The sequence below is a fragment of the Pseudomonas sp. SWI44 genome (assembly GCF_002947915.1).
GTDB lineage: Bacteria > Pseudomonadota > Gammaproteobacteria > Pseudomonadales > Pseudomonadaceae > Aquipseudomonas > Aquipseudomonas taiwanensis.
Window position 1 is genome coordinate 1127409 of the sequence record NZ_CP026674.1, and the last position, 25459, is coordinate 1152867.

At 64.0% G+C, this 25459-nt stretch carries 23 protein-coding genes and 1 riboswitch; of the genes, 5 read left to right on the top strand and 18 right to left on the bottom strand.

Features of this window, described 5'->3' with window-relative positions; genetic code table 11:
* The 11 genes from C4Q26_RS05510 to C4Q26_RS05560 all read right to left on the bottom strand — a co-directional run bounded on the left by C4Q26_RS05510 (position 1) and on the right by C4Q26_RS05560 (position 10850).
* Positions 1-1455: a cobyric acid synthase gene (locus C4Q26_RS05510; protein WP_023379173.1), complete on the bottom strand. Its 1455-nt coding sequence runs from the start codon at positions 1453-1455 to the stop codon at positions 1-3.
* Positions 1452-2444: a threonine-phosphate decarboxylase CobD gene (cobD, locus tag C4Q26_RS05515; RefSeq protein WP_104882083.1), complete on the bottom strand. Its 993-nt coding sequence runs from the start codon at positions 2442-2444 to the stop codon at positions 1452-1454. Before cobD ends, C4Q26_RS05510 begins: the two co-directional genes overlap by 4 nt.
* Positions 2437-3345, bottom strand: a complete 909-nt coding sequence (gene cbiB, locus C4Q26_RS05520; RefSeq protein ID WP_104882869.1) for an adenosylcobinamide-phosphate synthase CbiB — start codon at positions 3343-3345, stop codon at positions 2437-2439. Before cbiB ends, cobD begins: the two co-directional genes overlap by 8 nt.
* Positions 3345-3992, bottom strand: a complete 648-nt coding sequence (gene bluB / locus C4Q26_RS05525) for a 5,6-dimethylbenzimidazole synthase (protein ID WP_023379170.1) — start codon at positions 3990-3992, stop codon at positions 3345-3347. Before bluB ends, cbiB begins: the two co-directional genes overlap by 1 nt.
* Positions 3989-5284 (bottom strand): cobyrinate a,c-diamide synthase, encoded by a 1296-nt coding sequence (locus C4Q26_RS05530; protein ID WP_104882870.1) that lies wholly within the window; start codon positions 5282-5284, stop codon positions 3989-3991. The genes bluB and C4Q26_RS05530 overlap by 4 nt, the downstream gene beginning before the upstream one ends.
* On the bottom strand, positions 5281-5892 hold the full coding sequence (cobO, locus tag C4Q26_RS05535; RefSeq protein WP_023379168.1) for a cob(I)yrinic acid a,c-diamide adenosyltransferase: 612 nt from the start codon (positions 5890-5892) through the stop codon (positions 5281-5283). The genes C4Q26_RS05530 and cobO overlap by 4 nt, the downstream gene beginning before the upstream one ends.
* Positions 5893-6014: 122 nt before the next feature.
* Positions 6015-6233, bottom strand: a riboswitch (cobalamin riboswitch).
* A gap of 143 nt (positions 6234-6376) precedes the next feature.
* Entirely contained in the window at positions 6377-6910 is a 534-nt protein-coding gene (locus C4Q26_RS05540; protein WP_023379167.1) for a C40 family peptidase, read from the bottom strand.
* Positions 6911-7045: 135 nt separating this feature from the next.
* Positions 7046-7681: a C40 family peptidase gene (locus C4Q26_RS05545; RefSeq protein WP_023379166.1), complete on the bottom strand. Its 636-nt coding sequence runs from the start codon at positions 7679-7681 to the stop codon at positions 7046-7048.
* A gap of 126 nt (positions 7682-7807) precedes the next feature.
* Positions 7808-8512 carry a DnaA regulatory inactivator Hda gene (hda, locus tag C4Q26_RS05550; RefSeq protein WP_023379165.1) on the bottom strand — a complete coding sequence of 235 codons (705 nt, stop codon included), beginning with the start codon at positions 8510-8512 and terminating at the stop codon, positions 7808-7810.
* Positions 8513-8708: 196 nt separating this feature from the next.
* Positions 8709-9782, bottom strand: a complete 1074-nt coding sequence (locus tag C4Q26_RS05555; protein ID WP_023379164.1) for an AI-2E family transporter — start codon at positions 9780-9782, stop codon at positions 8709-8711.
* A 12-nt stretch (positions 9783-9794) separates the two neighbouring features.
* Positions 9795-10850, bottom strand: coding sequence for a DUF2066 domain-containing protein (locus C4Q26_RS05560; RefSeq protein WP_023379163.1), 1056 nt, complete (start codon positions 10848-10850; stop codon positions 9795-9797).
* Positions 10851-11199: 349 nt separating this feature from the next.
* On the opposite strand from C4Q26_RS05560, the gene purM reads away from it, so the two are divergent.
* From purM to C4Q26_RS05580, 4 genes are all read left to right on the top strand, one after another.
* Positions 11200-12258, top strand: a complete 1059-nt coding sequence (purM, locus tag C4Q26_RS05565; RefSeq protein ID WP_023379162.1) for a phosphoribosylformylglycinamidine cyclo-ligase — start codon at positions 11200-11202, stop codon at positions 12256-12258.
* Positions 12258-12911: a phosphoribosylglycinamide formyltransferase gene (purN, locus tag C4Q26_RS05570; protein WP_027906900.1), complete on the top strand. Its 654-nt coding sequence runs from the start codon at positions 12258-12260 to the stop codon at positions 12909-12911. Before purM ends, purN begins: the two co-directional genes overlap by 1 nt.
* An 8-nt stretch (positions 12912-12919) precedes the next feature.
* Positions 12920-13630, top strand: a complete 711-nt coding sequence (locus C4Q26_RS05575) for a DUF3108 domain-containing protein (protein ID WP_023379160.1) — start codon at positions 12920-12922, stop codon at positions 13628-13630.
* A gap of 182 nt (positions 13631-13812) precedes the next feature.
* Positions 13813-13995, top strand: a complete 183-nt coding sequence (locus C4Q26_RS05580) for a hypothetical protein (protein ID WP_023379159.1) — start codon at positions 13813-13815, stop codon at positions 13993-13995.
* Between the two features lie 43 nt (positions 13996-14038).
* Here C4Q26_RS05580 and C4Q26_RS05585 read toward each other — a convergent pair whose 3' ends face one another.
* The 7 genes from C4Q26_RS05585 to C4Q26_RS05615 all read right to left on the bottom strand — a co-directional run bounded on the left by C4Q26_RS05585 (position 14039) and on the right by C4Q26_RS05615 (position 22491).
* Positions 14039-14578, bottom strand: a complete 540-nt coding sequence (locus tag C4Q26_RS05585; RefSeq protein WP_023379158.1) for a DUF2058 domain-containing protein — start codon at positions 14576-14578, stop codon at positions 14039-14041.
* A gap of 26 nt (positions 14579-14604) precedes the next feature.
* Entirely contained in the window at positions 14605-15438 is an 834-nt protein-coding gene (mazG, locus tag C4Q26_RS05590) for a nucleoside triphosphate pyrophosphohydrolase (protein WP_023379157.1), read from the bottom strand.
* Positions 15439-15562: 124 nt separating this feature from the next.
* The gene (relA, locus tag C4Q26_RS05595) at positions 15563-17800 is read right to left on the bottom strand and encodes a GTP diphosphokinase (RefSeq protein ID WP_023379156.1); all 2238 of its coding nucleotides are present in this window, start codon (positions 17798-17800) and stop codon (positions 15563-15565) included.
* Between the two features lie 97 nt (positions 17801-17897).
* The gene (rlmD, locus tag C4Q26_RS05600; RefSeq protein WP_104882871.1) at positions 17898-19256 is read right to left on the bottom strand and encodes a 23S rRNA (uracil(1939)-C(5))-methyltransferase RlmD; all 1359 of its coding nucleotides are present in this window, start codon (positions 19254-19256) and stop codon (positions 17898-17900) included.
* Positions 19256-20155, bottom strand: a complete 900-nt coding sequence (gene cysM / locus C4Q26_RS05605; protein WP_027906902.1) for a cysteine synthase CysM — start codon at positions 20153-20155, stop codon at positions 19256-19258. Before cysM ends, rlmD begins: the two co-directional genes overlap by 1 nt.
* A 239-nt stretch (positions 20156-20394) precedes the next feature.
* Positions 20395-21771 carry a sensor histidine kinase gene (locus tag C4Q26_RS05610; RefSeq protein WP_023379153.1) on the bottom strand — a complete coding sequence of 459 codons (1377 nt, stop codon included), beginning with the start codon at positions 21769-21771 and terminating at the stop codon, positions 20395-20397.
* Positions 21772-21774: 3 nt separating this feature from the next.
* A complete protein-coding gene (locus tag C4Q26_RS05615; protein WP_023379152.1) occupies positions 21775-22491 on the bottom strand; it encodes a response regulator transcription factor in 717 nt (238 codons plus the stop codon).
* A gap of 196 nt (positions 22492-22687) precedes the next feature.
* On the opposite strand from C4Q26_RS05615, the gene C4Q26_RS05620 reads away from it, so the two are divergent.
* Positions 22688-25444 (top strand): response regulator, encoded by a 2757-nt coding sequence (locus C4Q26_RS05620; RefSeq protein WP_041925442.1) that lies wholly within the window; start codon positions 22688-22690, stop codon positions 25442-25444.
* Positions 25445-25459 lie beyond the last annotated feature (15 nt).

Sequence of the window (25459 nt, forward strand, 5' to 3'; positions counted from 1 at the left end):
TCAGGCGACTCCACACAGCCCGCGCAGACGCGCGGTATCGAGGTGCTTTTCCACCAGATCGGCCAGGCGCTCGATGTCGCGTTCGCGCAAGGCTTCGTAGTCGATGGTCTGCACGTCCTGCAAACCGGCCCAGCGCAGTAAGGCAGCGCACGACTGACTACCTTCGAACAGACCGTGCAGGTAGGTGGCGAGGACCTGCCCGTCGGCGCTGATCGCGCCATCGCTGCGGCCATCGGCCAGTTGCACGGCAGGATGCTCCAACGCAGGGCCGTGGGTGACACCGGCATGGATTTCGTAGCCGGCCACCGCGGATTGTTCCAGATTCAGGGTACCGGCGACGTTGCGCAGTTGCTTGTCCGCTTCGAGCACCGTGGCGTAGTCCAGCAACCCCAGCCCTGGGCTGGAGCCTGCCGGCCCCTCCAGGCCGAGCGGGTCGTGCACCTCACGGCCAAGCATCTGCAGACCGCCACAGATACCGATCAGCTTGCCGCCATAACGCAGGTGACGAGCGATGGCGCTGTCCCAACCGCGTGCGCGCAACTGCGCCAGATCAGCGCGAACACTCTTTGAGCCAGGCAGGATGATCAGGTCGGCGGCAGGAATCGGCTGGCCTGGGCCAATGAACTGCAGGTCGACCTGGGGGTGCAGACGCAGCGGGTCGAAATCGGTGTGATTGCTGATACGGGGCAGCACCGGGACGATCACCTTGAGCACGCGCTCGCCCTTCACGGCCTGGCGCATGTCGATCGCGTCCTCGGCCTCCAGGTGCAGGTCGGTGACATACGGCAGTACACCCAGCACCGGTTTGCCGGTTCGCGCTTGCAGCCAGTCCAGCCCTGGCTGTAACAAGGCGATGTCGCCCCGGAAACGGTTGATGACGAAGCCTTTGACCCGCGCCTGCTCGCTGGGAGAGAGCAGCTCCAGGGTGCCGACCAGGTGGGCGAACACGCCGCCCCGGTTGATATCGGCCACCAGAATCACCGGGCAGTCGACCGCTTCGGCGAAGCCCATGTTGGCGATGTCGCCAGCCCGCAGGTTGATCTCTGCCGGCGACCCAGCCCCCTCCACCATCACCACGGGGTACGTGGCGCTAAGGCGCTGGTGAGAGGCCAGCACCGCCTGCATGGCGATGGCCTTATAGTCGTGGTAGGCCACTGCATTCATGCTGGCGACCGCTCGACCGTGGATGATCACCTGGGCTCCGGTATCGCTGTTGGGCTTGAGCAGGACCGGGTTCATGTCGGTGTGCGGCGCCAGTCGGCACGCTTGGGCCTGGACCGCCTGGGCCCGGCCGATTTCCCCCCCGTCGGCGGTCACCGCACTGTTGAGGGCCATGTTCTGTGGCTTGAAGGGCACCACACCGATACCCTGGCGCAGCAGCCAGCGGCACAGGGCGGTCACCAGGGTACTTTTGCCAGCGTCGGAGGTGGTGCCTTGCACCATGAGGGTGGTCATGCCATTTCCTTGTGGTAGTCCGCCAGGGCCAAGGCGAGACGCTGCTCGTCCGCCGCAGTGGCGGGCAGGCCCAGGCGCACGGCTGGCGGCTGGTCGAACAGACGCACCAGAATGCCGCGCCGGGCGAGAAACTCATGCAACTGCGCCGCCTGCTCGCAGCGTACGTACTGGAACAGGTCACAGCCACCGCTGGGCGCCAGGCCCACGCCTTCGAGCACCGCCGCAAGGCGTTGGCTGGCAGCGGCGCAGCGGGCGATCTGGGCCTGATGCGCTGCGTGGTCGGCGTAACTGATCTGTGCCAATACCCGAGTCGGCCCGCTGACGGTCCAGGGGCCAAGCCTGTCTGCCAGCAGCGCCAGCAATACCGGCTCGGCCGCCACGAAGCCCAGGCGCACGCCGGCCAGACCGAAGAACTTGCCGAACGAGCGTAGAACGATCAGGCCTTCGCGCTCGGCGCAATCGACCACGCTGAATGCGGGCGTGTTGTCCATGAAGGCTTCGTCGACCAGCAACCAGCCGCCTCGCCTGGCCAGCCGGGCGTGCCACGCCAGCAAACGCTCGCGACTGATCCGCTGACCCGTGGGGTTGTTGGGGTTGACCAGCACCAGCACGTCCAGGCTGTCGAGCGTGGACTCGACGCTGGACGCATCCAGCTCGACCAGCGTATGCCCGGCCCGTCGCCAGGCGTGCGGGTGCTCGGCGTAACATGGCGCCAACACCCCTACCCGCCCCGATGGCCGCAGCAGTGGCAAGGCCTGGATCGCCGCCTGGGAACCTGCCACGGCCAGCAACTGGCTGGCGCCGTAATAGGCTCGCGCTGCTGCTTCCAGGCCATCTTCGACCTCAGGCAGACGGGCCCAGGCGTCCACGGGAATCGGCGGGATCGGGTACGGCCACGGGGCGATGCCGCTGGACAAGTCGAGCCATTGCTCGCGGGCAATCCCGTATTGCCGCACCGCGCGCAGCAGACGGCCACCGTGTTCAAGCATTCAAGTAAGCTCCCAGGCAGATTACCAACAGCCACAGCCATACACCCCGCTGCACCAGGCTCCAGCCGCGCTCGATGGCCTCGGCATCGGCCATCGGCCCTTCGCCCAGCCGAGGTCGCTCGTGCAGTTCGCCGTGGTACACCGCCGGGCCACCAAGCTCGACGCCCAGCGCACCGGCGCCCGCCGCCATCACCGGCCCGGCATTGGGGCTGTCCCAGAAGGGCCCCTGGTTGCGCCAGCAGGCCCACGCCAGGCGGGTCTTGCCAAGCAGCGCGTAGGTCAGCGCCACCAGCCTTGCGGGAATATAGTTCAGTGCATCGTCGATGCGCGCCGCCGCCCAGCCGAAGCGTTCGAAACGCTCGTTGCGATAGCCCCACATGGCGTCGAGCGTGTTGCTCAGGCGATACAGCACCACACCGGGAGCGCCCGCCACGACGAACCAGAACAGCGCGGCAAACACCGCATCGCTGCCGTTCTCCAGCACCGACTCGGTAGCCGCCCGCGCCACGGCGGGCTCATCCAGCTCACGGGTTTCGCGGCTGACCAGGTAGCCGACACGGCGCCGCGCTTCTTCAAGGTCGCCGTGGCGCAGGGCATTGGCCACCGGGAGCACGTGCTCGCCAAGGCTGCGCAGCCCCACGGCGCAATACAGCGCCAGCACGTCCACCAGCCAGCCGATGCAGGGCAGCCATGACAGCAGCAATGCCAGCAATGTCAGCGGCACCACAGCCAGGAACCAGGCACTCACGCCGTGACTGCGCCAGCCACGTCCACCGGCATTCATCCGCTGCTCGAGACGCGACGCCAGTTTGCCGAAGCCGACCAGTGGATGGCGCCGGCGCGGCTCGCCCAGCAACGCGTCCAGGGCCACTCCGGCCACGGTCAGCAAGGCCACGCTCATCAACGCTCTCCCCAGTGGTTTTCGTACAGCATCTCGCTCAAGGGCCGTTGTTCGGCCCAGTTTTCCAGCACCAGCATCGGCGCCGGGTAGAACTCGGTGACCGGTCCCAGGCACAGCACCGCCACCGGCTTGGCGCCCGCCGGCATCCCCAGCAGGTCTGCCAGGGCCTGCGGCTCGAACAACGATACCCAGCCCATACCCAGCCCTTCGGCACGTGCGGCCAGCCACAGGTTCTGAATGGCGCAGGCCAGAGACGCCAGGTCCATTTCCGGGAGGGTGCGTCGGCCGAAAATGTGCGGCTCGCGGTTGTCCATCAAGGCCGCCACCAACACCTCGGCACAGTCGCTGATCCCTTCGACCTTGAGCTTCATGAAGTCGTCGGAGCGTTCGCCAAGGGCCTCGGCGGTGCGCACTCGCTCCTGTTCAACCAGGGCCTGGATACGACCACGCAGCTCGCGCTGGCTGATGCGGATGAACCGCCAGGGCTGCATCAGGCCGACGCTGGGTGCCTGATGCGCGGCCGCCAACAACCGACCAAGTACCTCGGGGGCTATGTCGCCACCGGCGAAATGGCGCATGTCGCGACGCTCGCCGATGACCCGGTAGATGGCGGCGCGTTCTGCGTCGCTGTAGGCGTGTTCGCTCATGGCTGCAGCAGCGCCGCCGCCGCTTCGGGGTTGGAGGGGAAGTAGAAGTGCACGTAGGACGCCGTCAGGCGCCCCAGGCGATAGACCGCTTCATTGCCCCGCCCGCCATTGGGGCTGAGTCCTCGGGCGATCGGCTCAAGCTCGGTCATGGTCAGGGAATGGTGGTATGTGTGCCCACGCAAGGTGCCCTCTGGCAGTTCCACAGCCTGCAAGGCCAAGGCGGCAAGGCGTTTCTGCATGATCGCTTCGCCAGGCAGCAGGCCAAGCAACTCGGCCCGCTCGCCCGCCACGTCGGTCAACGCGTCGAGCAGGTACAGCATGCCGCCACACTCCGCCAGCAGGGGCTTGCCTTGCGCGTGGTGGGCACGCAGGGCGTCGAGCATCGAGGTGTTGGCAGCCAATGCATGGTGGTGCAGTTCGGGGTAGCCTCCCGGCAGGTACAGGCTATCGACCAGGGGCATTTCACGGTCATGCAGGGGCGAGAAGAACTCAAGCTGCGCGCCCAGGCTTCGCAGCACGTCGAGGTTGGCATCATAGGTGAAGGCGAACGCTTCGTCCCGGGCCACCCCGATGCGCACGCCAGCCAACGACGACGACAGCTGACGCGGCTCCGGTGCGGCGAAAGTGACCGCCGGTGGCAGGCTTGCGTCGCAACTGGCGCCCAAGGCTTCGGCAGCTGCATCCAGGCGGGCGTCGAGGTCATTCAGTTCACTGGCTTGGACAAGCCCCAGGTGACGACTGGGCAGCTCGATGCCACGCTCGCGGGACAAACCGCCATACCAGCGCAGGCCTTCGGTCAGGCTGCCTTCGAGCAATTGGGCGTGACGCAGGCTGCCGACGCGGTTGGCCAGCACGCCGGCGAACGGCAGGTCGGCCTGGTAGCGCGCCAGGCCCAAGGCCAATGCTCCAAAGGTCTGGGCCATGGCCGTGCCGTCGATCACCGCCAACACCGGCACACCAAAATGACGCGCCAGATCGGCGCTCGAAGGGGTGCCATCGAACAGGCCCATGACGCCCTCGATCAGGATCAGGTCGGCTTCGGCAGCGGCTTCCCATAGCAAGCGACGGCTCTCCTGCGCACCGATCATCCACAGGTCCAATTGGTAGACCGGCGCACCACTGGCCCGCTCGAGGATCATCGGGTCGAGAAAGTCCGGCCCACACTTGAACACTCGTACCTTGCGCCCAAGGTTGCGATGCAGCCGTGCCAGCGCAGCGGTGACGGTGGTCTTGCCTTGTCCGGATGCAGGTGCGGCGATCAACACCGCAGGGCATTGGCGCGCTTGGTTCACAGTTCCACGCCCTTCTGCGCACGGATACCGGCCTGGAACGCATGCTTGAGCATGCCCATTTCGGTAACCGTGTCAGCCATCTCGATCATTTCGGGCTTGGCTGCGCGGCCGGTGACGATCACATGCTGCATTGGCGGGCGAGCCTGGATATCGGCCAGCACCTGGTCGAGATCGAGATAGCCATGCTTGAGGGCGATGTTCAGTTCGTCGAGCACCACGAACTGCACCGAAGGGTCCTGCAGCAACTGCCGCGACACCGCCCAGGCCGCTTCGGCAGCAGCGATATCGCGCTGACGGTCCTGGGTTTCCCAAGTGAAGCCCTCGCCCATGACGTGGTAGCGCACCTGCTCGGGGAAGCGGCGGAAGAACAGCTCTTCTCCCGTGCTGTTGCGGCCCTTGATGAACTGCACCACACCACACTGCATGCCATGGCCCAACGCACGGGCGAGCATGCCGAACGCCGAACTGCTCTTGCCCTTGCCGTTGCCGGTCAGCACCAGCAGCAGGCCGCATTCGTTGGGGGAATTGGCGATGCGCTCGTCGATGATCGCCTTCTTGCGCTGCATACGCGCCAGATGACGTTCGTCGCGTTCGGTGGTTTCGCTCATGAGGGTTCTCCGCAGGCTGACGCCACGCGAGAAGCGGCGGCAGGTCGATAGGCAGGCAGACGGAGGACGCGCAGGGGCCATGACCCGCTCTGGTCACGGTGCACCGCGCATCACCCTCCGTGATGCCGTTGGCAGTATCAGGCCGGTCTCCGGGCTCGTGAGCGGGCCTGTGGCCCTGGCCTGCGCGCCTTCCCGGGCGTTCACCCAGTGGCCCTGCGCGGCCGCGTCTCACCTACCGTTGCGGGGGCAGCGCCGGGCTCGCGTCTTCCGACGCCCACCGGCTTCCCAGTTTCACCCTGCCCAGTCGAGGCTGGCAGGACACCTGAAACACGCGCGAAGGTTAGAGGGTTGGGCCGGGAGCGTCAATCGAAGCGCTCGTTCGACGAGCGGGGTCATTCTCCAGGACGCGGCGCGGCGGTGGCCTGGCGACTTACCTCGGTGACCGCCGCAAGCGCCAGCGCTCGCCGGGGATGCGATCAGCTGATCAGCGGTTCTGCGCCAGGTGGCCTTGGGGAATGACTCGCTTGGCCTGCAGGTAGGCCTTGGCCCAGTAGCTGTTGGACAGGTAGTCCAGGCGCACCGTGCCGCCTGTGGAAGGCGCATGCACGAAGCGGCCTTCGCCCACGTAGATCCCGGCATGGCTCACTTGCGAGCCGCCACCGGTGGCGAAGAACACCAAGTCCCCGGACTGCAGCGCATTGAGGTCCACCGTTGGCGCACGCATGACGATCATTTCGCGGGTCGATCGCGGCAGGCTGATGCCCGCTGCATCGCGGTAGACATAGCCGATCAGGCCACTGCAATCGAAGCCGGAATCCGGCGTGTTACCGCCCCAGCGATAGGGGGTACCGACCAGGCCGATGGCGCGTATGAGCACATCGTCGGCAATCGGCGAAATGTCAGGCTGGGCGTACGGGATCTGTGGCTGAACCACAGGGGCCGGTGCCGGAGCATGGCTGGAACAGGCGGCAAGCAGAGCCACCAGGGAAAGGAATGCGAAGCGCGCCATCATCGCCATGGCCAGAACTTCCTGTCTGAGACCGTAGGGCCGCAGCCCAAAAGAGTTGAGAATTTAGATTAGACGCTTTCTATAAATGCGCACGGCGGCGAGCTTTTCAGCATCGCCGCCGCGGCAGGGTACATCATTTTGCCATCAGTTGCGCGCGATATTGGTCGGCGCCATCGCCAAGGCTCGCTTGGCTTCGATGAAGGTCTTGCTCCAGTAGCGATCACCGAGGCTGTCGATGCGCACACCACCGCTGCGGCGGCTGCTGGAGTGGATGAACTGGTTGTCACCCAGGTAGATGCCAGCATGGCTGACACGACCACGGCCATTGGTGCTGAAGAACAGCAAATCGCCCGGCTTGAGCTTGTTGCGCGCCACTTTCGGTGCGTCGACGTTGATCATCTCGCGGGTAGAGCGCGGCAAGGTCACACCCGCCTCTTCGCGGAACAGGTAGCCGATGAAACCGCTGCAGTCGAAGCCCGACTTCTCCGAGGTACCGCCGAAACGGTAGCGCGTGCCGATCAACGACATGCCACGTTCGAGAATACTGTCGGCCAGGGCCGGCAATTGGTAAGGCTTGCCGCTGGAGAAAGCCTCCAGGTCATCTTCGGTGGCCAGGTCCTCTTCGCTGAATACCGACGAAGTGGAAGTCTTGGCGTTGATCGCCGACGTCGAGGCGACCGGGGTGTGATCCTGAGGCTGGGAAACCGGGCCATGAGCCGCGCAGCCAAAAAGCAGGGTCACGAGTGCGAGTGGCACGAGGGGTGCGAAGCGCTTCAGCATGGGCACGACCGTGTCTGTAATCCTTTAGAAGGTGGAAACTATGCCTTCTATCGGGACCATTTGCAAATTTTATCGAAAAAGATGTGACTTTTCCGTGACGCTGCTGCAAGCCCCGTATTTCGGGGCTTACCAGCCGAGGGTTTCCTTGAGGAAAGGAATGGTCAGCTTGCGCTGCGCTTGCAGCGACGCTTGGTCGAGACGTTCGAGCAGGTCGAACAGCGCGCTCATGCTTCGGGTGCCACGGGTCAGGATGAAGTGGCCAACTTCGTCGGTCAGGTGCAGCCCCCGTCGCGAGGCCCGCAATTGCAGGGCTCGCAGCTTGTCTTCGTCGGACAACCCACGCATCTGGAAGATCAGCGCCAATGTCAGGCGCGACTTGAGGTCGGGCAACTTGATCGGCAGCTCACGCGGTGAGCTGGAGGCCGCCAGCAACAGGCGCCGACCGCTATCGCGCAGCCGATTGAACAGGTGGAACATGGACTCTTCCCAGTCCGCCTTGCCGGCGATAACGTGCAGGTCGTCGATGCAGACCAGCTCGTACTGCGCCAGGTAATCCAGCAGTTCCACGCCTCGGTCGAGCAGTTGCGCCAAGGGCAGGTAGACCGCGGGCTCACCGCGCTGCTGGAAGCGATGGGTGGCCGCCTGCAGCAGGTGGCTGCGACCCACACCTTGCTTGCCCCACAGGTAGATGAGGCTTTCGGTCCAGCCGGCGTCGGCTTCGCACAGACGCTCGACATAGCCCAACGCCGCGGCATTGGCGCCCGGATAGTAGTTGATGAAGGTGGCGTCATCGCGCAGACGCACACCCAGGGGCAACTGGATCGGTTTCATGCTGGCGGGCGGTCGAGAGGACCACAGGGGGCCTTTGGTGAACAGTGTGCAAAGTCTATACCCGCCTTGCGGGCGGCACAATGACCGAGCAGGATTGCCCAAGCAAAATCAACGAGTTGCGCTACAAAAGCAACGCTTCCCGTTTTATCGCCGGCAAGCCGGCTCCTGCCATGCCCGCGCTTGCCGCTCGAAAGGATCACAGCTTTGGGTCGACATCCCCGGCATACATGTCCGACTCTTTATACAGATCGTGCACATGGCGCAGCAGCACCATGATCACGGCGGCGACTGGCAAGGCCAGCAACACACCGGTGAAACCGAACAGCTCGCCGCCCGCCAGGATGGCGAAGATCACCGCCACCGGGTGCAGGCCGATCCGGTCCCCTACCAGCAACGGGGTCAATACCATGCCTTCGAGCGCCTGCCCGACCATGAACACCGCCACGATGCCCAGCATCGGATAAAGGTCGCCGCCGAACTGGAACAACCCGGCCACCAGCGCAGCGCCGATACCGATGATGAACCCCATGTATGGCACGATGGCCGCCAGCCCTGCCAGCATGCCGATCAGCAGGCCCAGTTCCAGCCCCACCAGCATCAGGCCGGCCGAGTAGATCACCCCCAGCGCCAGCATCACCATCAACTGGCCACGGACGAAAGCGCCCAGGACTTCGTGGCACTCACCAGCAAGTCCTACCACCTGCGATTCCCGGTGGCGCGGCAGCAGGCCGCGCAGCTTGGCCATCATCAGGTCCCAGTCGCGCAGCAAGTAGAAGCCCACCACGGGAATCAGCACCAGATTGGCCAGCCAGGCGACCAACGCCAGGCTGGAGGCCGTGGCCTGGGACAGCAGCATGCCGACGATATCGGTGGTCTGGCCCATGTGCGCGCTGACGGCGGCCTTGATCTTGTCGAACTTCCAGAACCCTTCGGCCAGGCCCAGACGGCTTTGCACCCACGGCAACGCCACGTGCTGCAACCAATCGAGCATCTGCGGCGCCAACTCGTAAAGGCGCACCAACTGCTTGGCCAACATCGGTATCAGCACCAGCAACAGCGCCAGCAGAATGAGGGTGAACAGGCTGAACACCACGACCACGCCCCAGGTTCGCGACAGCCCCAGGCGCTCCAGGCGGTCGACCAGTGGGTCGGCCAGGTAGGCCAGCAGTATGCCGACCAGAAACGGTGAAAGAATGTTGTGCAGGCTATACAGCAGCACGGCGATCAGCAGGGCGATGCCCAGCCAGATCCAACGGCGTACATCGGTCAAAATCGGGTCTCCTTACCAACGAAAACGCAAGCCATCGAACGGCTTGGGGGCAGCAGGTTGCTCAGCCGCCGGGGCAGCCCCTGGCGCGGGTGCTGTGGGGGTGGCCGGTACGGGGTCGGCCGGCACTTCCTGCAGCTTGGCCAAGCCCAGCTGGGCGCGCAGTTGATCCGGGTTGCCGGTGACCTGGTAGGTGAGCGTCTTGCCATCGGCCAGTTGCAGACGCGGGCCGAACGGCTCGAGCACGCGACTGAGTTCAGCGTAGCGCTGCAGGTTCATGCCCTGCACCTGGACCTGCAAGGCACCGCTGGCACCCGGCCGGGTCACGTAACGCGGCGCCAACCGGTTGCTCACTGCAAGCATGACCGCATCGGCCAAGGCCGCCTGATCGGCGCCTTCGGCGTTGCCTTGCTCGCGCTTGTCACCCAGCCATAGCTGCCATTTGCCCTGCCACTTGCCGTCGGCCTCCTGGGCGTGCACCGCCAGCAAGGCATCGGCGCCGTAACGCTCGGAGACCTCGCGCAGGGGCGCCGGGTCCTTGCCCTCCAACTGCTTGCCGTTGGCCACCAGTTGCTCCTGCAAGTCGGCCAACGGCAGGCGCAGCGGCAGCCCGCGGTGCTGGGCAGCTCGACGCAAAGGCTGCGCGCTGGACTGGCCATCGCCGACCAGACTACTGCCCTCGGCACTTTCGTTCAGCCACCAACCGAGGATCGACGGGCGATTGTTGCCCCACAAGGCCAGACCTGCCTGACGCAGGGCGCGCTCGGTACTGCCGGGGTCGAACTCGACCAGCACCGACTCGGGCGGGCCAGCCTCGGTAGCGACCTGGTTGATGATTTGCTGCGGGTCTTTGCGCAGTCCGGCCAGCGCCGGACTCTGCGCGGCCTTGGGGTCGCCGGTCAGGCGCAATACCAGGGTGTCCAAGGCTTTGCCGGTGGCCTGGGCGCGGGCTTCGGCGCCCTGCCCTTCGATGGGCTCACGCACCTGGTAAAGCCCGGAAACGGTCTCGGCCTGCACGATGGCGCTGGCCAACGCAAGGCAACCGGCTGCCAGAAAATTGAAAGAACGCATGGAGGATTCCTGTCCAGAAGACCAGATGACGGGGCACCGGGTCAGTTTGGGTGCTGGCTGTGACCGCGACAGGGCGACAAATGCTCCCTGTGTGCGGCCCGTTTCACCTCGACGGCGTTTCTATACCTTATACAGCGCCCCGCCTGGCAACCAGTCGCAGACCATGAAAGGATGTTTTTTCATGGATTAGGGCCCTGCCCGTCGGCCTGAGGATGGCCGCTGCCGGGCAACCCTGATAAAATCGCGCGCCTTCACAGACCACTGACGTTTCAGGTAGCCGCCGCACGCTCGCCGGCCTTGGCCGTCACGGTCGTTTTTAAGAATCCCTCCCTCCTAAAGGCCTGGATCAATGAGCAAGCAACCCTCCCTGAGCTACAAAGACGCCGGTGTAGACATCGACGCCGGCGAAGCACTGGTCGAACGCATCAAGGGCGTCGCCAAGCGCACCGCACGTCCTGAAGTCATGGGTGGCCTGGGCGGCTTCGGCGCCCTCTGCGAGATCCCGGCCGGTTACAAGCAACCGGTTCTGGTCTCCGGCACCGATGGCGTCGGCACCAAACTGCGCCTGGCGCTGAACCTGAACAAGCACGACAGCATCGGCCAGGACCTGGTCGCCATGTGCGTGAACGACCTGGTGGTCTGCGGCGCCGAACCGCTGTTCTTCCTCGACTACTATGCCACCGGCAAGCTCAACGTCGACGTGGCCGCCACCGTGGTCACCGGCATCGGCGCCGGCTGCGAACTGGCCGGCTGCTCGCTGGTCGGCGGCGAAACCGCTGAAATGCCCGGCATGTACGAAGGCGAAGACTACGACCTGGCCGGCTTCTGCGTGGGCGTGGTGGAAAAAGCCGAAATCATCGACGGCTCCAAGGTCGCCACTGGCGATGCGCTGATCGCCCTGCCGTCCTCCGGCCCGCACTCCAACGGCTACTCGCTGATCCGCAAGATCCTCGAAGTCTCCGGCACCGACATCGAAAACACCCAGCTCGACGGCAAGCCACTGGCCGACCTGCTGATGGCCCCGACCCGCATCTACGTCAAGCCGCTGCTGCAGCTGATCAAGGAAACCGGCGCGGTCAAGGCCATGGCCCACATCACCGGCGGCGGCCTGCTGGACAACATCCCACGCGTACTGCCGGCTAACGCCCAGGCCGTGATCGACGTGGCCAGCTGGCAGCGTCCGGCAGTGTTCGACTTCCTGCAGGAAAAAGGCAACGTCGATGAGCACGAAATGCACCGCGTGCTGAACTGCGGCGTCGGCATGGTCATCTGCGTGGCTCAGGACCAGGTCGAGAATGCCCTGAACGTCCTGCGCAAGGCCGGCGAGCAACCTTGGGTAATCGGCAAAATCGCCGAAGCCGCCGAAGGCGCTGCCCAGGTCGAGCTGCAGAACCTCAAGGCACACTGATGCCGAGCAAGACCTGCAATGTCGTGGTACTGCTGTCGGGCTCCGGCAGCAACCTGCAAGCCCTGATCGACAGCAGCCGCATCGACGGCAGCCCGGTACGCATCGGCGCGGTGATTTCCAACCGTGCCGATGCCTACGGCCTGCAACGCGCAGCGGCGGCTGGCATCGACACCGCGGTACTGGACCACAAGGGCTTCGACGGCCGTGAAGCCTTCGATGCGGCGCTGATGGCGCGCATCGACAGCTTTGCACCCGACCTGGTGGTTCTGGCCGGCTTCATGCGCATCCTCAGTGGTGATTTCGTGCGCCACTACCAGGGACGCCTGCTCAACATCCACCCGTCGTTGCTGCCCAAGTACAAGGGCCTGCACACTCACCAACGGGCGCTGGAGGCAGGCGACGCGGAGCATGGCTGCAGCGTACACTTCGTCACCGAGGAACTCGATGGCGGCCCTCTGGTCGTACAGGCTGTGGTCCCGGTTGCCTCCGACGACTCCGTCGAGACGTTGGCCCAACGGGTTCACCACCAGGAACACCAGATCTACCCGCTAGCGGTGCACTGGTTCGCCGAAGGTCGCTTGCGCCTGGGCGATCAGGGTGCGTTACTGGATGGCCAGCCGCTGCCGGCCAGCGGTCACTTGATTCGACCCTAGGAGATTTTATGCGTCGCGCCCTGCTCTTGGCTCTCGCCGTGCTCGCCCTGCCCCTCCAGGCAGCTGATCTGAAGCCGTTCTCGGCAAGCTACACCGCAGACTGGAAACAACTGCCTATGAGCGGCACCGCCGAGCGCAGTCTGGTCAAAAATGCCAACGGTACCTGGGACCTTAACTTCAAGGCCTCCATGATGATCGCCAGCCTGACCGAGCAAAGCACCCTGCGCCAGGAAAACGACACCCTGCTACCACAGAAGTACCACTTCGAACGCGGCGGCCTGGGCAAGGCCAAGAAAGTCGACCTGACGTTCGACTGGAACAGCAAGAAAGTCACCGGTAGCGACCGTGGCGATGCGATCAGCCTGCCGCTCAACCGCGGCGTGCTGGACAAATCGTCCTATCAGCTGGCCCTGCAGCATGATGTGGCTGCCGGCAAGAAAAGCATGACCTACCAGGTGGTCGATGGTGACGAGATCGACACCTACGACTTCCGCGTCCTGGGCACCGAGAAAGTCACCACCAAGACCGGCCAGGTCGAGGCGGTGAAAGTCGAGCGCGTGCGCGACCCGAGCCAGAGCAAGCGCATCACCGAGCTGTGGTTCGCCAAGGACTGGGACTACCTGTTGGTACAACTGCGTCAAGTCGAGACCGATGGCAAGGAGTACGTGATCGTGCTGCAAGATGGCACGGTCGATGGCAAGTCGGTGAAGGGTAACTGATTCACCATCGCGAGCAGCACCTCAAGCCCCGCCTGCGTGCGGGGCTTTTTCATGCGTGCGGGGATCCTTCGTGCTACATGAAACTTGTTTCACGCCCGTTTTATTTACTTAGCCTGCTAACAAACTCTATAAAGGAGGCCTGCGACACAGTGCCGCAGCTAACTGAAAAGTGGAGTTTACCGATGACAGTCCAAGTAACCGAACGCGACGAATCGAAAATGTCCCACGAAGGCCTGGCCGCCGGTGTGCGGATCTGGGACGTGTATCAGCAAGGCCAACTGGTTGGCATGTTCCACCATGAACACGAAGCCCATCAATATCGTGCAGAACTGGAAAACCTCGAGAACCAGCGTCCCACACAATGACAGGGTCTTCAAAAAGAAACCCCGCCAAGGCGGGGTTTCTCGTTTACCACATCAGATCGTCAGGGATCTTGTAGGCGGCGTACGGATCGTCTTCGTCCGCTTCCTCAACGTGGGTGTTCAGCAACAGGATGCGGCCAGGATCGCGCTCCTGAATCTTCACCGCCGCTTCCCGCGGGATCACCTCGTAACCACCGCCGAACGACACGATCGCCAGCGAGCCATTGCTCAGCTTGCTGCGCATCAAGGCGTTGACGGCAATGCGCTTGACCTTCTTATCGTCGACGAAGTTGTAGTAGTCCTCGCTGTTGAGCTTGGGCAGGCGCGTGGCTTCGATCAACTGCTTGATCTGCGCGGCCCGGGCTTTTTGCTCGGCCTTTTCCTGCTGTTGACGGTTCAGCTCCTGGTCACGCTTGGCTTTTTCGGCCATCGCTTCCTTGGCCATGCGCTGCTGGCTGTCATCGACTTCGACCTGGCCCTTGTGCTCCAGGCGTTTTTGTTTCTTTTCGGCCTTGTTGGCCTGCGAGACCTGTTTCTGGTTGACCAGACCGGCCTTGAGCAATTGATCGCGAAGGGAAAGACTCATGGATGTTCACTCACTTATGCAGCCGCTCAGCCGCAGCTGGGCAGGTTCTTTTCCTGACGTTTGGCCTCGCCCCACAGGGCGTCCAACTCATCAAGGTTACAATCTTCGATCGGCCGGCCACTGTCGCGCAATGCCTGCTCGATGAAGCGAAAACGCCGCTCGAACTTGCGGTTGGCACGACGCAGGGCATTCTCCGGGTCTTGCTTGAGGTGGCGCGCCAGGTTGACGGCAGCGAACAACAGGTCGCCGACTTCGTCCTCCAGGGCCTGGCCATCGCCGTCAGCCATCGCCTGCAAGACTTCATCCAGCTCCTCGCGGACCTTGTCCAGCACCGGCAAGGCGTCAGGCCAGTCGAAACCGACGGTGGCCGCACGCTTCTGCAGTTTGGCGGCCCGCGACAACGCTGGCAATGCAGCCGGCACATCGTCGAGCAACGACAACTGTTCCGGCTCGCTCTTTTCAGCGCGCTCCTCGGCCTTTATCTCCTCCCAGCGCGACTTGACCTGGGCCTCGCTCAGGCTGGGAGTGTCCAGTGGCGCATACAGCTCACCGGTGGGAAATACGTGGGGGTGGCGGCGGATCAGCTTACGGGTGATGGCATCGACCACGCCATCGAACTCGAAACGCCCCTCCTCCCGTGCCAGCTGGCTGTAATAGACCACCTGGAACAGCAGGTCGCCCAGCTCGCCCTGCAGGTGCTCGAAATCGCCTCGCTCGATGGTGTCGGCGACTTCATAGGCCTCTTCGAGGGTGTGCGGGACGATACTGGCGTAGTTCTGCTTCAGGTCCCACGGGCAGCCGTATTGCGGATCGCGCAGGCGGGCCATGAGGTGCAGCAGGTCGTCGAGGGTATAGGTCATTGGTGTTTTCCTGGCCGCAGGCGAAGCCCCGATCGCTGGCAAGCCAGCGCCTACAACTGCAGCGCCAAGGCTGCAGGCGCCGTGTCGCCGGCAAGGGACCGCATGGCGGCCCCTGCTTCGAGTCTCACGGGGTTCGATTACGCCGCGTTTCGATGATGTTCGGCAACTGCGAGATCCGCCCCAACAGGCGACCCAGGGCATCCAACCCAGGAATCTCGATGGTCAGCGACATCAATGCGGTGTTGTCTTCCTTGTTCGAGCGGGTGTTGACCGCCAGTACGTTGATCTTCTCGTTGAGCAGCACCTGCGACACATCCCGCAGCAGGCCCGGACGGTCGTAGGCACGGATGACGATATCGACCGGGTAGGTCTGCACCGGTATCGGTCCCCAGCTGACCTGGATCATCCGCTCCGGCTCACGGCCGGCCAGCTGCAGCACCGACGCGCAGTCCTGACGGTGGATGGTCACACCACGCCCCTGGGTGATGTAGCCGACAATGGCATCGCCCGGCAGCGGTTGGCAGCACCCGGCCATCTGCGTGAGCAGGTTGCCGACACCCTGGATCTGGATGTCGCCACGCTTGCCACTGCGGGTAGCGGGCTTGCGCGAAACCAGGTCGATCTGTTCGATGCGCTCGGGTTCGAGCAACTGCTGGGCAGCGTTGACCAAATGGGCCAGACGCAGGTCGCCGGCCCCAAGGGCGGCAAACATGTCTTCGGCAGTCTTGACGTTGGTCTTCTCGGCCAGGCGCTCGAAATCCACCTGAGGCAGACCCAGACGACTGAGCTCGCGTTCGAGCAAGGTCTTGCCCGCCGCCACGTTCTGGTCCCGCGCCTGGAGCTTGAACCAGTGCACGATCTTGGCCCGCGCCCGCGAAGTGGTCACATAACCCAGGTTGGAGTTCAACCAGTCACGGCTTGGGTTGCCATGCTTGCTGGTGATGATCTCGACCTGCTCGCCGGTTTGCAGGCTGTAGTTGAGCGGCACGATGCGGCCGTTGATCTTGGCGCCACGGCAGTTATGACCGATCTCGGTGTGCACCCGGTAGGCGAAGTCCAGCGGCGTGGCGCCCTTGGGCAGGTCGATGGCGTGGCCGTCGGGGGTGAATACATAGACCCGGTCGGGTTCGATGTCGACACGCAGCTGTTCGGCCAGGCCGCCGATGTCGCCCAGCTCCTCATGCCACTCGAGCACCTGGCGCAGCCAGGAAATCTTCTCCTCGTAATGGTTGGAGCTGGACTTGACGTCGGTGCCCTTGTACCGCCAGTGGGCGCAGACCCCAAGCTCGGCTTCTTCGTGCATGCCGTGGGTACGGATCTGTACCTCCAGCACCTTGCCTTCTGGGCCGATCACCGCCGTGTGCAACGAGCGGTAGCCGTTCTCCTTGGGGTTGGCGATGTAATCGTCGAACTCTTTGGGAATATGCCGCCACAAGGTATGGACGATACCCAGCGCGGTGTAGCAGTCGCGAACTTCCGGTACCAGCACCCGCACGGCGCGCACGTCGTAGATCTGGCTGAACTCCAGCCCCTTGCGCTGCATCTTGCGCCAGATCGAATAGATGTGTTTTGCCCGGCCGCTGATGTCGGCCTTCACGCCGGTGGCGAGCAGCTCGTTCTGCAGTTGGTTCATCACGTCGCTGATGAAGCGCTCGCGGTCCAGCCGGCGCTCGTGCAGGAGCTTGGCAATCTGCTTGTACTGGTCGGGCTCGAGGTAACGGAAGGATAGGTCCTCCAGCTCCCACTTGATGTGACCGATACCCAGGCGATGTGCCAGCGGTGCGTAGATGTCGAACACCTCACGCGCCACGCGCAGGCGTTTTTCGTCGTCGGCGGACTTCACCGCACGAATGGCGCACGTACGCTCGGCCAGCTTGATCAGGGCCACGCGCACATCATCGACCATGGCCACTAGCATCTTGCGCAGGTTCTCGACCTGCGCCTGGGAGCCGAGCACCAGCGACTGGCGCGGGCTGAGGCTGGCGCTGATGGCCGCCATGCGCAACACACCGTCGATCAGCTTGGACACCACCGGGCCAAAACGCTGGCCGACTTCGGCCAAGGTAACCTTGCCTTCACGCACCGAGCGGTAGATGACCGCCGCCACCAGGGAGTCCTGGTCGAGTTTGAGGTCCGCAAGGATTTCGGCAATTTCCAGGCCGGCCTGGAAGCTGGACGTACCGTCGGCCCAGGAATGCTTGGCCGGGTTGCCCTTCTTCTCGATTTCCTGGGCGAACTCGCAGGCCTCCTTGAGCGCCACGCGATCCAACGCCGAATCGACGCTCACCACATGATCCAGCCATGCTTCGAGATTGATACTGCCGTCAGTGTTGACCGGCTGGTGCACTCTCACCTGTACCATCTTTTTTCTACCTTTCCATACAGCGCACCTCGCGGGTGCACTGGCTATCACCGTACGCCTTCCACTCCATGGAAGCCGCACCAAGGGGCCAGCTTGGCTAACCCACTTCGAATAACGCCATGGCCTCGACATGCGCCGTCTGAGGAAACATGTCGAGAATCCCGGCCCTTTTTAACCGGTACCCCTGGCCGACCAGCACCTGGGCGTCTCGCGCCAACGTGGCCGGATTGCACGAAACATAGACCAGCCGCCGTGCCTTGAGGCGTGCGATGTCTTGCACGACCTCGTAGGCACCGTCACGCGGTGGATCCAAGAGTACCGCAGAAAAGCCTTCGGCGGCCCATCCGGCGCCTGCCAAAGGCTGCGATAAATCGGCCTGAAAAAACCGTGCGTTATGCACATTGTTGTTCCGGGCATTGGCCTCGGCCCGATCGACCATGGCCTGTACACCTTCCACTGCCACCACTTCCCGCGCCTGCCGAGCCAGTGGCAAGGCGAAGTTGCCCAGGCCACAGAACAGGTCAAGCACCCGCTCGTCAGCTTGCGGCGCCAGCCAGGCCAGTGCCTGCTCGATCATCGCCGTATTGACCTGGGCATTGACCTGCACGAAGTCCCCCGGCCGCCAGGCAAGCTCGAGCTGCCATGGCTCAAGAACGAACCCCAGTGTCGTAGCGGCCTCCACCGGCGCCGGCTCGCCTTCGCCCTGCAGCCACAGCTGCGCCTTGGCCTCATCGCAGAACGCCTGCAAACGGCTCAGGTCGTCGGCTGGCAACGGTGCCACATGGCGTACCAGCAGCGCCTCGGCGGTGCCACTGAACAACTCCACATGGCCAATGGCCTGGGGTTTGCTCAACGACCGCAGTACGGTCGGCAGGTGGCGCACAATGGACTGCAAAGGCTGTACCAGCACCGCACAGTCGTCGATGGCGACGATGTCCTGGCTGGCTTCGGCGCGGAATCCGACTTCCAGCTGGCGCGTCTTGACGTCCCAGCGCACGGCCACCCGCGCACGACGGCGGTAGCCGAATTCCGGTCCGCTCAGCGGCGCGGCCCATTGCTCGGGCTGCACGCCGGCCACCCGTTGCAGTTGTTCGGCCAGGGTGCGCTGCTTGAGCGCCAACTGCGCCTCATGGGGCAGGTGTTGCAGGTTGCAGCCACCGCAGCGTGCGTAATGGCGGCACGGCGCCTGCCGGCGTTCCGGGCTGGCCTGCAGCACACGTTCAAGACGTGCTTCGACCACCTTGCCGCGGGCATTGAGTACCCGCGCTTCGACCGCTTCCCCGGCCAGGGCGCCACTGACGAACCAGGTCCGCCCGTCATGGAAAGCGATGCCACGGCCGTCACCGGCCAGGCGCTCGATGTCCAGACGCTGCTTCTTGCCCACGGGAACCTGTGGGGTACGGTTGCCGCCGGCCGGCTGGAAGCGCAGGCCGCTGTTGCTTTTTTTCTTGGACATCAGGTTGCGTCGAACAGGCCGGTGGACAGGTAACGGTCACCGCGGTCACAGATGATCGCCACCATCACCGCGTTTTCCAGCTCACGGGACAGGCGCAGCATGGCCGCGACCGCACCACCGGATGACACGCCGCAGAAAATGCCCTCTTCACGGGCAAGGCGGCGGGTGGTTTCCTCGGCTTCTTGCTGGGACATGTCCACCACACGGTCGACGCGGGTCGCATCGAAGATCTTCGGCAGGTACTCCTCAGGCCAGCGGCGAATGCCTGGAATGGCGGAACCTTCCATCGGTTGCAGACCGATGATCTGCACCGCCGGATTCTGTTCCTTGAGGTACTGCGAGCAGCCCATGATGGTACCGGTGGTGCCCATCGAACTGACGAAATGGGTGATGGTGCCTTGGGTCTGCTGCCAGATTTCCGGACCGGTGCTGGTGTAGTGGGCGATAGGGTTGTCGCCGTTGGCGAATTGGTCCAGGACCAGGCCGCGGCCTTCGGCCTGCAATTTCTCGGCGAGGTCGCGGGCACCTTCCATGCCCTCCTCCTTGCTCACCAGGATCAGCTCGGCGCCATAGGCGGTCATCGCGGCCTTGCGCTCGGCGGTGGAATTGTCCGGCATGATCAGGATCATCTTGTAACCCTTGATGGCTGCCGCCATGGCCAGGGCGATACCGGTGTTGCCCGAGGTCGCCTCGATCAGCGTGTCGCCTGGCTTGATCTGGCCGCGCAGTTCGGCGCGGGTGATCATCGACAGGGCCGGACGGTCCTTGACCGAGCCAGCGGGATTGTTGCCTTCGAGCTTGAGCAGGAGGGTATTGCTGGTTTCGCCAGCGATGCGCTGCAGGCGAACCAGAGGCGTATTGCCGACGCAATCGGCGATGGTTGGGTACTGCAAGGTCATGGCGTATTTCACAGTCCGGACGGCAGGGGCGCCTATCATACCGGCAAACCCGGCTTGGCCATATCACGCAATCTGTAGTCGGTATAGCTACAAGCTATAACCCCAGCATTGCTTCGCGGGTGAACCCGCTCACCCGTAGGGGCATTCTATACCTGTCAGCATGATCACCGTGGGAACAACGGTCATCTGACGGTTTCGACCTCATCGCCGGCAAGCCGGCCCCTGCACGAGGATTGAGGTCAATGCGACTCCGCCAGCCGTCGGGATGGGGTTGTCGCCTGCACCGGCAAACGCATGCACAGCCTGAGCCCGCGCTTGCCGTTCTCGGCCCACAAAGTGCCGCCCTGGCGCTGGATCGCACTGCGGGCGATGCTCAACCCCAGGCCGAACCCGCCATCGCCGGGCCGGGAACCCTCGAGCCGGGAAAACGGCGCGAAGATCCGTTCCAGATCCTGTTCGGCAACACCACCGCCGTCGTCTTCCAGCCACAGCCGCCAATGACCGCCTTCGCGCTGGCCACCCAGGCGCACCTGGCCGTTTTCCGGCGAGTGGCGGATGGCATTGCGCAGCATGTTTTCCAGGGCCTGGGCCAAATGATTGAGGTTGCCCTGAACCCAGCAACTGCGGGGCAGTTCGCAATGCATCCGGGCGGCGGCCCAACCGCTTTCATAGCAAGCGTTTTCCACCAGCAGGTCCCACAGTGCCTGAACCTCGATCGGCTCCAGGTTCATCGGGGCACGCTCGGCGTCCTGCCAGGCCAATTGCAGGGTGTCCTCGACCAGCTGCTGCATGCAGTCCACTTCGCGCCCCAATCGTTCCCGCAGGCGCTGCAGGTCGGTTTCACCGTCGCAAGCCACCCGCAAGCGGCTCAGTGGCGTGCGCATTTCATGGGACAGGTCGCGCAGCAACTGTTGCTGCAAGGCCACCGTGCCTTGCAGGCGCTCGGCCATCTGGTCGAACGCACGGGCCAGCTCGCCCAGTTCATCGTGACGGGCGATGGTGCGGGGGTCCAGGCGTGCCGCAAGCTGGTCCGCGCGCCAGGCATTGGCCTGCTCGCGCAGCTGGTTCAACGGCACGATCAGCATGCGATAAAGCCCCACGCACAACAGCAGGGTGAACAGACCAGGCATGATGCCGTTGGTCACGACCTGCCACAGCAAGCGGTACTTGCCAGGGTTCAGCCGCTCCGGCAGCTCGATCACCAGCATGCCCTGCTCGGGCGCGCCGGGGAATGGGATGCGCAACCAGGGCTGGTCGACACTGCGCCGGCTCATGGGCCAGTCGACGCCGCGCAAGCGGGTCAGGCGCTGCATGATATCGGGGGTCAGGGTGGCGCTGTCCAGCGGTTGCAGGCGCGTGTCGAGCACGCCAATCCAACCTTGCTCACGTTGCCGCATCTGCGCCACCCAAAGGTCCAGCCCGGCACGGCCTGCGCTTCGCCAGGCCTGCTCGGCTTCCGACGCATAACCACGCAGCGTTTGGCGGGCGGGCTCTGAGAGAAACGCGTTCTGGGTTTCCATGTGACGGCCCCAGGTGTAGCTCAGGCCAATCATCAGTAAACAGAAACCCACCAACAGGATGACCAGCTTCCAGAACAGCGAATGGCGGTCGAGCATGGCTCAGTCCATCTCACCGACGCTGAGCACGTATCCCTTGCCCCAGACCGTGCGAATTTGCCGTTCCAGGTAACCAATGCCCTTGAGCTTGCGGCGGATCTGGCTCACGTGCATGTCCAGGCTGCGGTCATGGCGCGAGTAACCGCGCTGCAGCACTTGCTGATAAAGGAAAGGCTTGCTGAGCACCTCGTCCTGGTTGCGATTGAGCAGGTCGAGCAGGCGGTATTCACTTGGGGTAAGCCCGGCCCACTGACCGCCCAGGCTGACATCGCTACGGCTATCGTCGAACTGCAGCCCGCTTCCGGCCATCTCCTGGCGCGGCGGGTGACGACGCTCCAGGGCCACGCGGCGCAGGATCGCCTCGATGCGCACCTGTAGCTCGGCCATGCTGAAGGGTTTGGGCAGGTAGTCGTCGGCACCGCGCTGAAAACCGCTGATGCGGTCGGCTTCGGCCCCCAGTGCCGACATCAGGATGACCGGCGTGGTGCTGCGCCGGCGCAACTGGGCCAAGGCTTCCAGACCGTTGAGCCCAGGTAGCAGGATGTCCATCAGCACCACGTCGAAGGCCTGGCGACCCGCAGTTTCCAGACCTTCCAGCCCGTTACGGCACCAGGTCACCTGAAAGCCGCCGCGCTGCAGCTCTTCATGCAGGTAGGCGCCTAATACCGGGTCATCCTCGATGGCGAGGATGCTGGATGATTGAATAGCTTCGGGATTCATTGGCAACTGTCATGCATTCTCAATTAGACGATTATTGAGCATCGACTCCCCGCAAGGCAACCGAACAACGACCAACGCGCTGCGCCGGCGCACGAAAAGCCAAGCTAATGAGTGCATTCATCGGGCAGGCAGAGTAACTTTTCGCCTTGGTCCGTCCCTCTGGGGACGGCATGCAGGCACATGACAGGAGGCAAGTGTGCTCGATCGTTTGGGAATCAGAAGCCGGGTCTTGCTGCTGGCCTTGTTGCCCGCCAGCCTGATGGCCCTGGTGCTGGGCAGTTATTTCACCTGGCTGCAGCAAAGTGAGTTGCGCTCCCAGTTGCTCCAGCGCGGCAAGATGATCGCCGAACAACTGGCACCGCTGGCCGCGCCAGCGTTGGCCAGAGACACGCCTGCGCAACTGGAACGGATCGCTGCCCAGACACTGGAACAAGCCGATGTACGGGCCGTGGCGTTCCTGGCTCCGGACCGCACGCGCCTGGCTCATGCTGGGCCAAGCATGCTCAATCAGGCGCCCAGCGGTGGCACTGGCACCCAGTTGTTGCAACGCAGCGGCAATGACGCCACCCGCTACCTGATGCCAGTATTCGGCCATCACCGCGACCTGGCCACCGATGCCGTGCCCGCCGAAGCCGAGCGCCTGCTGGGCTGGGTCGAGATCGAGCTGTCCCATGACGGCACCCTGTTGCGCGGCTATCGTAACCTGTTCACCAGCCTGCTGTTGATCCTCGCCTGCCTGGCCCTGAGCGGCCTGCTGGCGATGCGCATGAGCCGCACCATCAACAACCCGATCGAGCGCATCAAGCATGCGGTCAACCAACTCAAGGACGGCCACCTGGACGAACGCCTGCCGGCGATGGGCAGCCACGAGCTGGACGAGCTGGCGCACGGCATCAACCGCATGGCCGAGACCCTGCACAGCGCCCACGAAGAACTGCAGCACAGCATCGACCAGGCCACCGAAGACGTGCGCCAGAACCTCGAGACCATCGAGATCCAGAACATCGAGCTGGACATGGCCCGCAAGGAAGCACTCGAAGCCAGCCGCATCAAGTCCGAGTTCCTGGCCAACATGAGCCACGAAATCCGCACGCCGCTCAACGGTATCCTCGGTTTCACCCACCTGTTGCAAAAGAGTGAACTGTCCCCGCGCCAGCTGGATTACCTGGGCACCATCGAAAAATCAGCCGACAACCTGCTGGGTATCATCAACGAGATCCTCGACTTCTCCAAGATCGAGGCTGGCAAGCTGGTGCTCGACAGCATTCCTTTCAACCTGCGCGACCTGGTCCAGGACACGTTGACCATCCTCGCTCCGGCGGCCCATGCCAAGCAGCTCGAACTGCTCAGCCTGATCTACCGCGATACGCCCACCTCGCTGATCGGCGACCCGCTGCGGCTCAAGCAGATTCTGACCAATCTGGTAAGCAATGCGATCAAGTTCACCCGCGAAGGTACCATCGTCGTACGCGCCATGCTTGAGGACGAGCACGAGGACAGCGCGCAACTGCGCATCAGCGTGCAGGACACCGGCATCGGCCTGTCACCGCAAGATGTGCGCACGCTGTTTCAGGCCTTCAGCCAGGCCGACAACTCGTTGGCACGCCAACCCGGAGGCACCGGCCTTGGGCTGGTGATTTCCAAGCGCCTGATCGAGCAGATGGGCGGCGAGATCGGTGTCGACAGCACTCCGGGCGAGGGCTCGCAATTCTGGATCAGCCTGAGCCTGCCCAAGGCCCACGACGACATGGAAGAGCGGCCGCTGCAACCGCTGCTGGGACGCCGGGCCGCCATTGTCGACAGCCACGAACTGGCCCGCCAAGCGCTTGAGCACCAGCTGGAAGATTGCGGATTGAGCGTCAGCCTGTTCGCCACCTACGACCAGTTGTTGCAAGGTGTACAGGCCGCCCACCAGGCGGGCCAGCCATTCGAGTTCGCCGTGCTGGGTGCCAACCTGGGCAACCTCTCGCCAGAGCAGTTGGGCCATTACCATCAAGCGTTCGAGCGCTGTCAGTGCCAGTGCGTTGTGCTGTGCCCCACCACCGAGCAGGCGCTGTACCACCCGTACCTGCCCAATGGCCACGGCCAGTTGCTGTCCAAGCCAACCTGCACGCGCAAGCTGCGACGGCTGCTGCTGGAGCTGGTGCAGCCACGTCGCCCGCAGAGTGAAACAGCAGCGGGCAATGGCCATCGCCAGCCGAAAATCCTGTGCGTCGACGACAACGCAGCCAACCTGCTGTTGGTGAAAACCCTGCTCGAAGGCCTTGGCGCCGAGGTGCTGGCGGTGGACAACGGTTATACCGCGGTGCAGGCCGTGCAGACCGAACCGTTCGACCTGGTGCTGATGGACGTGCAGATGCCTGGCATGGACGGTCGCGCCTGTACCGAACAGATCCGCCTGTGGGAAAACACCCAGAGCGGCAACCCGCTGCCCATCGTCGCCCTCACCGCCCACGCCATGGCCAACGAAAAGCGCGCCCTGTTGCACAGCGGCATGGACGACTACCTGACCAAGCCGATCAGCGAACGCCAATTGGCCCAGGTGGTGATGAAGTGGACCGGCATGAGCCTGGGCACACCACCGCGGGAGCGGCCGGACGAGCCACAGGACGAGAACCGGGAGCTGCCGGTGCTGGACCCCGAGGAAGGTTTGCGCCTGGCGGCTGGCAAGCCCGACCTTGCCGCCGACATGCTGGCAATGTTGCTAGCCTCGCTGGAAGACGACCGCGAAGCGATCCGCGCGGCGCGAGAGGCCGAGGATCAGTTGGCGCTGATCGAACAGGTGCACCGGCTCAACGGCGCCTCGCGCTATTGCGGGGTGCCGCAGTTGCGGGCGGCGTGCCAGCGCAGCGAGACCCTGCTCAAGCAGGACCACCCACAGGCGGAGCAGGCATTGGACGAGCTGGATGGGGCGATCATCCGCCTGGCGGCCCAGGCGCGGCTCAGCGCCTGAGTGGTTCGGGGATGG